The sequence below is a fragment of the Agromyces sp. Root81 genome (genome assembly GCF_001429165.1).
Classification (GTDB): domain Bacteria; phylum Actinomycetota; class Actinomycetes; order Actinomycetales; family Microbacteriaceae; genus Agromyces.
On the sequence record NZ_LMIR01000002.1, the window covers coordinates 1,371,660 to 1,384,103 of the forward strand.

Here is a 12,444-nt window from a genome sequence, read left to right on the forward strand (position 1 = left end):
GATTCGGGATGGGCGGACGTCAGGCGACGGGAACGCGGGCAGGGCTCGCGATTCGGGTTCCGATCTCATCGATGGCGTCGGCCGGCACCGAGGCATCCGTCGACGATGCCTGCTCGCGCCGCCTGCCGGGCTTCCGCGGGGTGCCGAGCGCCCCGGTGACCCGGTCGAGGATGATCGCGAGGATCACGACGGAGAGTCCGGCCTCGAAGCCGAGCCCGACGTCGATCCGGGTGAGCGACTGCACGACCTCGCCGCCGAGTCCGCCCGCGCCGACCATGCCGGCGATGACGACCATCGAGAGCGAGAGCATGATGACCTGGTTGACGCCGGCCATGATGCTCGGCATCGCGAGCGGCAGCTGGATCTGGCGGAGGATGCGCCACGGCGACGAGCCGAAGGCCTGGCCGGCCTCGACGACCTCTTTGTCGACTCCGCGGATGCCGAGCTCGGTGAGCCGGACGCCAGGGGCCATCGCGAAGATGATCGTCGCGACGATGCCCGGAACCACGCCGACGCGGAAGAGGATGAGTGCGGGGATCAGGTAGACCATGGCCGGCATCGTCTGCATGAAGTCGAGGATCGGGCGGATGATCTTCGACGCCGTGTCGGAGCTGGCGGCGAGCACGCCGAGCGGCACCGAGATGGCGACGGCGATGAGCGAGGCGACGAGCACGAGGGCGAGGGTCGACATGGCGTTGTCCCACTGGTCGACGCCGACGATCACGACCAGGCCGACGGCGGTGCCGACGGCGAGCTTCCAACCCTTCGCAAGCCAGGCGATGGCCGCGAACGCGACGATGACGACCCAGAAGGGCGGGGTCTGCAGGGCGAAGTCGACGAGGTCGTAGAAGCCCGCGAAGATGCCGCGGACGACGGCGAAGAATCCGCCGAAGACCTCGGTGATGAAGTCGATGAAGGAGTCGGCCCAGTCGCCGAGCGGGAGTCGGAAGTCGTTCATGCCGGGCTCCTCTCCCCCGCGGCATCCGCTTCGGCGCGGATCACGGCGGCCTCCGCGGCTGCTGCCGCAACGGCACTGGCGTCGGCCGCGTCGGCGATCGCCGTGTCGGGTCGGGCCGTGCGGTGCAGCGTCGCGGTGATCACGTCGATGGGGATGGTCGCCGGGGTCTCGATGACAGCGTGCTCGCCGGTGTTCGACGAGACGTTGCCGAGCGCGGCGAGCAGCGTCACCCTCGGCACGGCGCCGAGCAGCCGCCCCTGCTCGTCGACGACGGCGAGCGGGAGCTGGCTCTCGACGGCGCTCTCGAAGAGCTCGGAGAGGTGCTCGTCGACGCCGACGACAGGATGGTCGTCGCTGATCGCGGGTTCGAGGGATCGCTCGCCGCGCTGCACGAGCCGGAGCACGTCGCGGTCGTGCACGACGCCGAGCAGCCGCCGGCCGCCGCCCACCACGAAGACCATGGAGGTCTGCAGGTCGCGCATCGAGCGCAGGGCGGCTCGCGGGCCTGCCGAGGCGGTGACGACGGCGCGCGGCGCCTCCATCACGTTGCCGGCGGTGAGCACGCGCGAACGGTCGACGTCCTGCACGAACTGGGCGACGTAGTCGTCGGCGGGGTCGGTGAGGATCTCCTCCGCGGTGCCGAGCTGCACGATGCGGCCGTCGCGCATGACCGCGATGCGGTCGCCGAGGAACATCGCCTCGTTGAGGTCGTGGGTGATGAAGACGATCGTCTTGCCGAGCTCCTGCTGCAGCTCGACGAGCTGCTCCTGCATCTCCTTGCGGATCAGCGGATCGAGCGCCGAGAAGGCCTCGTCCATGAGCAGGATGTCGGTGTCGGACGCGAGCGCCCTCGCCAGACCGACCCGCTGCTGCATGCCGCCTGAGAGCTCCGCGGGCATCTTGTCGCCCCAGCCGCCGAGGCCGACGCGCTCGAGGATGTGCTCGGCGCGCTCGCGCCGTTCGGCGGCGGGCACGCCCTGGATCTCGAGGCCGTAGGCCGCGTTCTCGAGCACGCTGCGGTGCGGGAGCAGTGCGAAGTGCTGGAAGACCATGGAGACGTGACGGCGGCGCACCTCGCGGAGTCGCTTCGGCGACATCCCCGTGATCGTCTCCCCCATCACCGTGACGGTGCCGTCGGTCGGCTCGAGCAGGCCGTTCAGGGTGCGGATGAGCGTCGACTTGCCGGAGCCCGACAATCCCATGACGACGAAGATCTCGCCGCGCCGCACGTCGAAGTCGGCGTCGATCACCGCGGCGGTGCCGAGTGGCGCGAGCTCGGCTCGGCCGGCGCCGGAGCGGAGTCGCTCGAGCGCCTCTCGCGGCTTCCTGCCGAAGAACTTCGTGAGGCGACGAACCTCGAGTGCTGGTGTTTCGGACATGGACGGGCTCCCGGAGCGCACGCCGATCACCGCGCACGTCAGACGGGCGCGGTCGCGAATCGGGTAGGGCTGACTCGTGGGTCACGGCCGGGTTGACGGCGATTCGGATGCCTGGACTCAAGCCCCGGTCTCGGTGCTGCGACCTCGGGCGAAACAGGACTTCCACGCATCCGGCCATCGGGGCCGGATGCCACGCCGCCGAACCATACGATCTTCCATTCCTGTTTCGGAATGGAGGAGCGCGGACTGGGCGATTCGGTCTTGCAGGACCGTGTCCACCGTATCGAGGTGTTCGAGGCAACCCAAATCGATTCGAGTGAATGCCCATACGATCAGGGAATTCGATCGTGACGGCGGAGCGCTACTCCCCCGCCGCCTGCAGGCGGGTGCAGTTCGCGCAGAGCCCGAACACGTCGACGACGTGGGCCGCGCCGGTGAACCCGTGCTCGGCCGCGACTGCCTTCGCCCACGCCTCGACCTCGTCGGCGGCGATCTCGACGGTCAGCCCGCAATTGCGGCAGATGAGGTGGTGGTGGTGGCCGGTCGTGCTGCAGGCGCGGTACAGCGCCTCGCCGTCGGGTGACTGCAGCGAATCGGCCTCACCGCTCGAGGCGAGGTCGCCGAGCGCGCGGTACACCGTCGCAAGTCCGATCGGCGAGCCCGTCGAATGGAGGGTCGAATGCAGCGCCTGTGCGCTGATGAAGCCCTCGGTGCCGTCGAGAGCTTCCCGAACGGCCTCTCGCTGCCAGGTGTTGCGCTTCATGCGATCCGTGCGTCCTCCGCGGTCTCCACCGGTATGGAGACTCGGTTCAACGGTAGCGCGCGCAGCTTGGAGATACCCAGTGCGAGGAGGAAGAAGGCCGTGGCGGCGAGAGCGATGGCCGGACCGGCCGCGACCTCGAACATCCGCGAGGAGGTCACGCCCAGCACGCCCGCCGCGGCACCGATCACCGGAGCTGCGAACAGCAGGCCGCGGAACGAGCGGACCATGAGCCTGGCGGCCGCTGCAGGAGCCGCGATGAGGGCGATCGCGAGGATCGCGCCGACCGCCGGCAGCGAGCTGACGACCGAGGCCGCGGTGAGGCCGAGCACGAGCAGCTCGAGCGGCCATTCGCGGTAGCCCGCTGCTCGGAATCCGTGGGGATCGAAGGTCGAGAACGCGATCTCCTTGCCGAACAGCGCGATGCAGACGACCGCGACCAGGCCGACGCATGCCGCGAGCAGTATGTCTCCGTCGCTCACCGTGAGGATGGACCCCATGAGCAGGGATTCGGCGTGCACCGGCAACCCGGGGATGAGTGCCTGGAGCAGCGCGCCGGCGGCGAAGCCGCCCGTCAGCACGATGCCGGCCGCGACCTGCGCACCCTGGCGACGCACGCGCGCGATGCCGGCCATGACCGCGACGAGCACGACGGATGCCACGGCCGCACCGGCCGGCACGCTCACGCCGAGTGCGGCCGCCGCCACCGCGCCGGGGTAGGTACCGTGGGTGAGCGCCTGCGCGAAGAAGGTGCGGCGCCGCACGACGACGAGGCTGCCGACGAGGCCGGCACCGGCGCCGATGATGATCGCGGCGATGAGCGCCCGCTCGAAGTACCCCATCAGCGCCCCTCCCCCGTGGATCGAGCCTCGGCCGCCCCGACCGCTGGTCGAGTGGCGACCGACGAAGGAGGCCGGGTATCGAGGCCCGCCGCCCGTCTCGCCGGGCCGCGCCGACCGAACACCGAGCTCACGAGCAGCACGAGCGCGTAGCCGATGACGAAGACGGCCACGACCGTGCTGCCTGCCGGCACGTCGACGCCCGCGCCGACGGAGATCGCGAAGCCGAGCGCCAGTCCGAGCCACGCGGCGACGGCCGCGAAGCCGGCCGCTGCGGGGAAGAGCCACCACAGGCGCGCGGTCGTCAGCCGCGCCACCGCCCCAGGGACGATGAGCAGCGCGAGCACGAGCAGCGTGCCGATCGTGCTCGCGGCCGCCACGACGACCAGCGCGATCGCCGAGTTCAGCACGAGGTCGAGCACGAGCGCCGAGTCACCTGCAGCGCGGCTCCCCTTCGCGTCGAACGCCCGGTACAGCTGCTGCTTCAGTGCGACCAGCACCATGACGAGCGCGATCAGGCTCACCACGACGAGCGGCAGGACCTCGTCGGGCGGGATCGTCAGCACGCGGCCGAAGAGCAGCGCCTCGAGCTCGCCCGCGTAGTCGTCGCTGCGGGAGACCACGATGACGCCGACGCTGAAGGTCGCCGTCAGCACGATCGCGATGGCCGCGTCGGAGGTGACGCCGGCGCGGTCGAGCCAGGTCAGCGCGAGTGCGCCGGCGAGGGCGGCGATCGCCGCGCCGGGCAGGAGTCCGGCGCTGCCCCCGATCGCGAGGCCGATCGCGAGGCCTGGGAAGACGGCGTGGGTCAGTCCGTCGCTGATGAACTCGAGCCCCCTGAGGTTCACGAGCACGCCGACGAACCCCGCGACGACCGCGAGCACGAGCATGACGAGGAGGGCCCGCCCCATGAACGGGATGGCGAAGGCGCCGAAGAGCGCATCGGTCAGCGACATCCGTCACCGCCCGCCCGACTCGATCTCGTATATGTCGATTTCGGCATTCAGTGACCCTCGTGCCCGGGTACGACGAGCGTGTGCTCGTCGATCTCGACCTCGACGCCTTCGAAGCACTCCTGCACGTTGCTGAGCGTGAGCACCTCGTCGACCGGACCGCTCGCGAGCTGCGTGCCGTTCACGAGCACGACCGAATCGCACACTCGACGCGCGAGATCGAGGTCGTGCGTCGAGACCAGCACGGCGACACCACGCGTCTTGAGGGTGCGGACCGTCTCGACGAGTGCGTCGCGATTGGGCTGGTCGAGGCCGTTGAACGGCTCGTCGAGCAGCAGCAGTCGGGGATCGGAGGCCAGTGCCCGGGCGAGGAGCCCGCGCTGCCGCTGGCCGCCGGAGAGCTCGCCGAACGGGCGTTTCGCGAGTTCCGCGAGGCCGACCGTCTCGAGCGCACCGCGCACGGCGGCGCGATCGGCCCGGCCCGGCCAGCGGAGGAGCCCGAGTCCGCGATAGCGGCCCTGCATGACGACCTGCTCCACGCTGATCGGGAAGTCGGGGTCGAGGTCGGCGGATTGCGGGAGGAATCCGACCATGCCGGTAGCGGCATGCGTTGCGTTCGACGCGCCACCGGTGTCACGAACCCCGAACTCGAGCGTGCCGGCCGTGCGCGGCACGAGACCGAGGATGCCCTTCAGCAGCGTCGACTTGCCCGCCCCGTTCGGCCCGATGAGCGCGACGGCCTCGCCCGGCATGATGTCGAGCTCGAGGCCGCTGACTCCCGTGCCGCCGGGGTGGGTGAACGCGGCGCCGCGGAGGCGCAGCACGGGAGAGTCGTCCATGGGTGTCATCCTTGCAGTGCCTCGGGCAGGGCGGTAGGCGTGACGCCCCACGACTCGAGGATCAGTCGCGCGTTGTGCAGCTGGCTGCCGAGGTACGTGGCGCCGTCGCTGCCCTCGACGCCGAGCGAGTCGCCGTAGAGCGCATCGGGACCGGAGGAGACCGTGACGCCGGCCTCGGCGGCGATCGTCTCGGCGGCCTTCGGCGAGATGGACGCCTCGGAGAACACCGCCGTCGCGCCGGTCGCGCGGATGCGCTCGACGAGCGCGTCGATCTCGGCGGCGCTCGGCTCGGCGTTGTCGTCGAAGCTCGGGATGACGCTGCCGACGAAGGTGACGTCGTAGGCGTCGATGAAGTAGGTGAATGCGTCGTGGTTCGTCACGAGCAGGCGCTCGACCACCGGCACCGTCTCGACGTTCTCGGTGATCCACTGGTCGAGGGCGTCGAGCTTCGCCAGGTAGTCGGCCTCGTTCGTCGCGATGACGGCGGCGTCGACGCCCGGCACTTCGGCCAGCCCATCGGCGATGTTCTCGACCATGTGCTCGGCGAGCTCGGGGTCGGTCCAGATGTGGGGGTTGCCTGCGCCGTGGTCGTGACCCTCGTGCGAGTCCTCCGCGTGGTCGTCTGCCGCATCGGTCTCGGTGTCGTCGGCTTCGTCGTGCTCGTGCTCGTGCTCGGCGTCGGGAGCGTCGGCATCCGTGTCCGCGTCGTCCTCGTGTTCGTGGTCGTCCGTGCCGAAGAGCTCGATGCCGGTGCTCGCGTCGATCAGCACGCCGTCGAAGCCGGAGGCCTGCACGGCGTCGTCGAGCCAGCTCTCGAGCCCGCCGCCGTTGACGACGAGCGCGTCGGCCTGCGAGAGCGCGAGCAGCTGTGCGGCCGAGGGGTCGAAGCTGTGGGCGCTCTGGCCGGGGGAGAGGAGCTGCGTGACCGCGGCGCCGTCGCCGACGAGCTCGCGCGTGAAGTCGCCGACCTGGGTCGTCGTCGCGACGATCTTCGGGCCGTCGCTCGAGGCATCGGATGCCGCGGGGGCCGAGCACCCCGCGAGCGCCAGCGCCGCCGTGGCGAGCACCGCACCGCCGGCGAGGGTCGCGGGCAGTCGACGGATGGCGCGGGTTCGAGCAGTCATGACTCCACCGTATGTCTTATTGATAATGATTGTCAAAACCATCAAGCGTCCGATTCGGACGCACTGCGTGAACATCGATGGGCGTTTCCGGCATTCCCGCAAATCCTGTGGACAGCTCTGGCGAGTGTCGCACCGACGTGCGAGAGTGAAGCACGTGGATACGACGACAGCTCCTCTCACGTTGCATCCGTTCACCGTCGCCGATGCCGAGCGAGTGCTCTCCGGCGAGGTGGACCCGCATGACGGATGGGAAGGCGCCTACGCCTTCACCGACGAGCCCGAGCTGCTCGCCGAGTACCTCCGCACGGTGCAGCAGAACGGCGATCCGACTCCTTTCGGCCCCTATCTCGTTCGTCGAGGTGAAGACGGCCCGGCCATCGGGGGAGTGAACCTCTTCGGTCCGCCCGGCGACGACGGAGCCGTCGAGTTCGCATTCGGGCTCGTGCCGGCGGTTCGCGGCCAGGGGCTCTCCGTGCACGCCGTCTCGGCCGTCGTCGAGCTCGCTCGCAGCGCGGGCGTGGTCATCCTCCGCGCCGAGGCCGAGGTGCCGAACCTGCCCGCTCGACGGGCGCTCGAGAGCGTCGGCTTCGCCCAGTCGTCGCGTACGGCCGAGGCGATCGTCTACGACCTGCACCTGTAGAGGCTTCCCGTCCGCGCCAGTTCGGCGCCCTGCGCGCCATCGCTACTGGCGCAAAGGGCGCGGAAGTGGCGCCGAGCAGGTGCGCGCGACAGGAAACCCGTACCGGCGACTACTCGAGCAGCAGCGCGGGCTCTTCGATGATCGACGCGACGTCGGCGAGGAACCGCGACGCCACGTCGCCGTCCACCACGCGGTGGTCGAACGAGGCGCCGATCGTCGTGACGAAGCGCGGCCGCACCTCGCCGTCGACGACCCACGGCTTCTGCTTGATCGTGCCGAGCGCGACGATCGCGACCTCGCCGGGGTTCAGGATCGGCGTACCGGTGTCCATGCCGAAGACGCCGATGTTCGTGATCGTGATCGTGCCGCCCTGCATCTCGGCCGGCTGCGTCTTGCCCTCGCGGGCCGTGAGCGTGAGCTGCTCGAGCGCCGTCGCGAGCTCGACCATCGTCATCGCCTGCGCCTCCTTGACGTTCGGCACGATGAGACCGCGCGGGGTCGCCGCGGCGATGCCGAGGTTCACGTAGTGCTTGACGACGATCTCGGAGTCGGTCCACTGGGCGTTCACGGTCGGGTTGCGACGCACTGCCCAGATCATCGCCTTGGCCATGATCAGGAGCGGCGAGATGCGCACGCCCGCGTAGTCGGGGGAGGCCTTCAGCCGCTTCAGGTACTCCATCGTGCGGCTGGCATCGACGTCGACGAAGACGCTGACGTGCGGGGCCTGGAAAGCGCTCTGCACCATGGCGCTCGCGATCGCCTTGCGCACGCCCTTGACGGGGATGCGCTCTTCACGGCCTTCGGGCCACTCGGGCGTCTGGATGTTGCGGAAGACGCTGGCCTGGCTCGCCTCGCGGATCACGTCGTCGCGCGTGATGTCGCCCATCGGGCCCGTGGGCGACACGCGCGACAGGTCGACGCCGAGGTCCTTCGCGAGCTTGCGGATCGGCGGCTTCGCGATGACGGGCACGCGCGGCGCAGGGCGCGTCGAGGCAGTGGATGCCGCGGCGCCCGTCGTCGCCCCGGCGCCGGGTGCCGCCGTGGCTGGCGGGGCCGGGGGAGCAGTGACCGGGGGAGCGAGGTGTCCGTGCGCACCGTCGGGCGTGTGGTGGCGGCGACGACGCGTCGCTGCCGGGCCCGAGCTGCCGTGCCCGACGAGCACGGCTCCGCTCTCTTCAGGGGCCTCGGATGCAGGTGCCGCCGGGGCGGCAGCGGGTGCAGCCGACGTCGCAACGGGCGCGGCCGCCGCGGTGGTCGGAGCACCCGGCGCGTCGGAGGCGAGCCCCGAGGCATCCGTCTGGATGACCAGGATCGGCGTGCCGACGTCGACGGTGCTGCCCTCTTCGACGAGCAGCTCGGAGACGACGCCCTCGAACGCGCTCGGCAGCTCGACGAGCGACTTCGCCGTCTCGATCTCGACGAAGACCTGGTCGAGGCTGATGCGATCGCCGGGCGCGACCCGCCACTGCACGATCTCGGCCTCGGTGAGGCCCTCGCCGACATCGGGGAGGGGGAATCGGATCTCGCTCATGCTCTTTACCCTCGCAGTCGATCTATGCCGTCATCGTCATGTCAGCGCGGCGCGCCGCCGCGTCAGTACGCCAGGGCGCGATCGACGGCCTCGAGCACCCGGTCGGGGCTCGGCAGGTATTCGGTCTCGAGCGCGGCCGGCGGGAAGGGCGTGTCGAAGCCCGACACGCGCAGCACGGGCGCCTCGAGGGAGTAGAACGCGCGTTCGGCCACCGTCGCCGCGATCTCGGAGCCGACGGAGACGTTGCCGTACGCCTCTTGGGCCACGACGAGCCGCCCGGTGCGGTGCACCGACTCGAGCAGGGGCCCGTAGTCGATGGGGGAGAGCGAGCGGAGGTCGACGACCTCGATGCTCCGGCCCTCGGTGGCCGCGATGTCGGCGGCCTGCAGCAGCGTCGCGATCATGGCGCCGTGACCGACGACCGTGACATCGGTGCCCTGGCGCATGACGCGGCTCGCGTGCAACGGCAGGCCGGCGTGGTCGAGATCGACCGGGCCCTTCGGCCAGTAGCGGCTCTTCGGCTCGAAGAACAGCACTGGATCGTCGGAGCTGATCGCCTCCTGGATCATCCAGTACGCGTCGTGCGGGTTCGACGGGCTCACCACGCGCAGGCCCGGGGTGTGCGCGAAGTACGCCTCGGGGCTCTCCTGGTGGTGCTCGATCGAGCCGATGTGGCCGCCGTAGGGCACGCGGATCACGACGGGCATCGAGAGCGTGCCGTCGTGGCGCACGGTCTGGCGCGCGAGCTGCGTCGTGATCTGGTCGAACGCGGGGAAGATGAAGCCGTCGAACTGGATCTCGATGACCGGGCGGTAGCCGCGCATCGCGAGGCCGATCGCGGTGCCGACGATGGCCGACTCCGCGAGGGGCGTGTCGAGGATGCGCCGCTCGCCGAACTCCGCCGTGAGGCCCTCGGTCACGCGGAAGACGCCGCCGAGCGGGCCGATGTCCTCGCCCATGAGCAGCACCTTCTCGTCGGCGCGGAGCGCCTCGCGAAGGCCGGCGTTGATGGCCTTCGCCATCGACAGCGTCTGCACGCCGCGCACGGCGGGGGCAGCGCCCGTCGAGTTCGTGTCGCTCGCGACATCCGTCACGTGGTTCTCCTCTTCGGTGCGCGCGCTCATGCCGCGCCTCCGGCCGGGTTCTCGAACGAGGTCTCGAAGTTCTCGAGCCACGCGGCCTGCTCGACCATGAGCGGGTGCGGCTCGCTGTAGACGTGCTCGAAGATCGCCTCGCGCGTCGGCGCCGGCAGCTCGAGCGCGCGTCGGCGCAGGTCGGCGGCGATGTCGTTCGCCTCGGCCTCGACGTCGGTGAAGAACGAAGCGGATGCCCCGCGCCCCTCGAGCCACGTGCGGTACCGCGTGATCGGGTCGCGCGCCTCCCAGTACGCCACCTCGTCGTCGGTGCGGTACTTCGTGGGGTCGTCGGCGGTGGTGTGGGCGCCCATGCGGTAGGTCACGGCCTCGATGAGGCTGGGGCCGTCGCCGGCGCGAGCCTCCTCGAGCGACTGACGGGTCACCGCGTAGCTCGCGAGCACGTCGTTGCCGTCGACGCGCACGCCCGGCATGCCGAAGCCGCCTCCGCGGAGCGACAACGGGCTCCGCGACTGCCGCGCGACCGGCACCGAGATCGCCCACTGGTTGTTCTGGATGAAGAAGACCTGCGGCGTCTGGTAGCTCGACGCGAAGACGAGCGCCTCGCTGGCGTCGCCCTGCGACGTGGAGCCGTCGCCGTAGTACACGAGCACCGCGGCATCCGTCTCGGGGTCGCCCGTCGCGGTCGCGCCGTCGAACTGGAGGCCCATCGCGTAGCCGGTCGCGTGCAGCGTCTGCGACGCGAGCACGAGCGTGTAGAGGTGGAAGTTGCCGTTCTCCTCGGGGTTCCAGCCGCCGAGGGTGGCGCCGCGGAGCAGTGCCATGACGCGCACGAGGTCGAGCCCGCGGATCATGCCGACGATGTGCTCGCGGTACGACGGGAACAGGTGGTCCTGCGGGCGGGCGGCGTGCGCCGAGCCGACCTGCGCGGCCTCCTGGCCGTGGCTCGGCACCCAGAGGGCGAGCTGGCCCTGCCGCTGCAGGTTCGCACCGGCGACGTCGATGCGGCGCGAGACCGCCATGTCGCGGTAGAAACGCTGCAACTCGACGTCGGTCAACGCCTCGACGAGCGGAAGGTAGGCCTCAGCCTCGGGGGAGGGACGAAGATCGCCCTCGGGGGTCAGGAGCTGGACCGTCGGCGCGGTGAACTCTCTTTCGCGGGCTGCCACCGTTCCACGCTACCCGCTACTGCGGGTGCCCTTCTTGTGAGCTCGGTACAAGCTCACCCAGAATCGTGAGGAGGATCTCCACAGATTCCTCCTCGCCGATCGAGATGCGGATTCCGTCGGGCGCGAAGGCGCGCGTCACGAGTCCGGCGTCGAACAGGCGCTCGGCGACAGCGGTCGTCGCCTCGCCGGCCGGCAGCCAGACGAAGTTGCTGCGCGCGGGCGGCACCGGCCAGCCCTGCTCCACGAGCGCCGCGCGCACGCGGTCGCGTCGCTCGGCGATCACCGCGACGCGCTCGAGCAGCTCGGCCTCGGCCGCCGGCTCGAGCGAGGCGACGGCAGCGGATGCCGCGGCCGCCGTGACCCCGAGCGGGATCGCCGTGGCGCGCGCCGCGTCGAGCAGCTCGACGGGACCGATCGCGTAGCCCACGCGGAGGCCGGCGAGGCCGTAGGCCTTCGAGAAGGTGCGGAGCACCACGAGGTTCGGGTGGCGGCCGATGAGCGTACGGCCGTCGACGGCGTCGTCGGCGGCGCCGGTGCCCTGCACGAACTCGATGTACGCCTCGTCGAGCAGCACCAGGCGGTCGGCGGGGACCTTCGCCATGAACGCTTCGAACTCGGCGGCGGTCACGACCACGCCCGTGGGGTTGTTCGGCGAGCAGACGATGACGACGCGGGTGCGATCGGTGATCGCGGCGGCCATCGCGTCGAGGTCGTGACCGTGGTCCGCGCGGTTGGGCACCGCCACGCTCGTGGCGCCTGCCACCGTGACGAGGCCGGGGTAGGCCTCGAACGAACGCCAGGAGTAGACGACCTCGTCGCCGGGGGCCGCGGCCGCGAGGATGAACTGGGCGAGGAGGGCGACCGACCCCGCCCCGATGAGGACCTCGTCGGCGGTCACGCCGAAGCGCTCGGCGAGCCGCTCACGAAGGACGAGCGCCGTGGCATCCGGATACCGGTTGATGTCGTGTGCGGCCGCCGCGACGGTCTCCACGACCGAGGGCAGCGGCGCGAACGGATTCTCGTTGCTCGAGAGCTTGAAGCCGTCGGCGGGCGCGGGGCGACCCTGTCGGTACGGCGGAAGGGCGGCGATCTCGGGGCGCAGGCGTACGCGCGCCCCCGTGGGCTCCGGTGCGGTCACGAATTCCACCGTACCCCTTC

12 protein-coding genes are annotated in these 12,444 nt (G+C 70.7%); 1 reads left to right on the forward strand and 11 read right to left on the reverse strand.

Annotated elements, in window-relative coordinates:
• Nucleotides 1-19: 19 nt before the first annotated feature.
• The 7 genes from ASE14_RS11550 to ASE14_RS11580 all read right to left on the reverse strand — a co-directional run bounded on the left by ASE14_RS11550 (nt 20) and on the right by ASE14_RS11580 (nt 6,852).
• Nucleotides 20-958 carry a proline/glycine betaine ABC transporter permease gene (locus ASE14_RS11550; protein WP_056654709.1) on the reverse strand — a complete coding sequence of 313 codons (939 nt, stop codon included), beginning with the start codon at nt 956-958 and terminating at the stop codon, nt 20-22.
• The gene (locus ASE14_RS11555) at nt 955-2,337 is read right to left on the reverse strand and encodes a glycine betaine/L-proline ABC transporter ATP-binding protein (protein ID WP_082600867.1); all 1,383 of its coding nucleotides are present in this window, start codon (nt 2,335-2,337) and stop codon (nt 955-957) included. The genes ASE14_RS11550 and ASE14_RS11555 overlap by 4 nt, the downstream gene beginning before the upstream one ends.
• 361 nt (nt 2,338-2,698) lie before the next feature.
• Nucleotides 2,699-3,100, reverse strand: coding sequence for a Fur family transcriptional regulator (locus tag ASE14_RS11560; protein WP_056654710.1), 402 nt, complete (start codon nt 3,098-3,100; stop codon nt 2,699-2,701).
• Entirely contained in the window at nt 3,097-3,939 is an 843-nt protein-coding gene (locus tag ASE14_RS11565; protein WP_056654711.1) for a metal ABC transporter permease, read from the reverse strand. The genes ASE14_RS11560 and ASE14_RS11565 overlap by 4 nt, the downstream gene beginning before the upstream one ends.
• Nucleotides 3,939-4,892: a metal ABC transporter permease gene (locus ASE14_RS11570; protein ID WP_056654712.1), complete on the reverse strand. Its 954-nt coding sequence runs from the start codon at nt 4,890-4,892 to the stop codon at nt 3,939-3,941. The genes ASE14_RS11565 and ASE14_RS11570 overlap by 1 nt, the downstream gene beginning before the upstream one ends.
• A 47-nt stretch (nt 4,893-4,939) precedes the next feature.
• Nucleotides 4,940-5,728 (reverse strand): metal ABC transporter ATP-binding protein, encoded by a 789-nt coding sequence (locus ASE14_RS11575; protein ID WP_157372945.1) that lies wholly within the window; start codon nt 5,726-5,728, stop codon nt 4,940-4,942.
• 5 nt (nt 5,729-5,733) lie between these two features.
• Nucleotides 5,734-6,852 (reverse strand): metal ABC transporter substrate-binding protein, encoded by a 1,119-nt coding sequence (locus tag ASE14_RS11580; protein WP_056654714.1) that lies wholly within the window; start codon nt 6,850-6,852, stop codon nt 5,734-5,736.
• A 154-nt stretch (nt 6,853-7,006) separates the two neighbouring features.
• Between ASE14_RS11580 and ASE14_RS11585 the strand changes: the two genes are divergently transcribed.
• Nucleotides 7,007-7,492 carry a GNAT family N-acetyltransferase gene (locus ASE14_RS11585; protein ID WP_162257732.1) on the forward strand — a complete coding sequence of 162 codons (486 nt, stop codon included), beginning with the start codon at nt 7,007-7,009 and terminating at the stop codon, nt 7,490-7,492.
• A 109-nt stretch (nt 7,493-7,601) separates the two neighbouring features.
• Here ASE14_RS11585 and ASE14_RS11590 read toward each other — a convergent pair whose 3' ends face one another.
• The 4 genes from ASE14_RS11590 to ASE14_RS11605 form a co-directional block, all read right to left on the reverse strand.
• Nucleotides 7,602-9,023 carry a dihydrolipoamide acetyltransferase family protein gene (locus ASE14_RS11590; RefSeq protein ID WP_056654716.1) on the reverse strand — a complete coding sequence of 474 codons (1,422 nt, stop codon included), beginning with the start codon at nt 9,021-9,023 and terminating at the stop codon, nt 7,602-7,604.
• A gap of 62 nt (nt 9,024-9,085) precedes the next feature.
• Entirely contained in the window at nt 9,086-10,045 is a 960-nt protein-coding gene (locus tag ASE14_RS11595; RefSeq protein ID WP_056656267.1) for an alpha-ketoacid dehydrogenase subunit beta, read from the reverse strand.
• 98 nt (nt 10,046-10,143) lie between these two features.
• A complete protein-coding gene (locus tag ASE14_RS11600) occupies nt 10,144-11,286 on the reverse strand; it encodes a thiamine pyrophosphate-dependent dehydrogenase E1 component subunit alpha (protein ID WP_056654717.1) in 1,143 nt (380 codons plus the stop codon).
• Nucleotides 11,287-11,302: 16 nt separating this feature from the next.
• Entirely contained in the window at nt 11,303-12,424 is a 1,122-nt protein-coding gene (locus tag ASE14_RS11605; protein WP_056656271.1) for a histidinol-phosphate transaminase, read from the reverse strand.
• Nucleotides 12,425-12,444 lie beyond the last annotated feature (20 nt).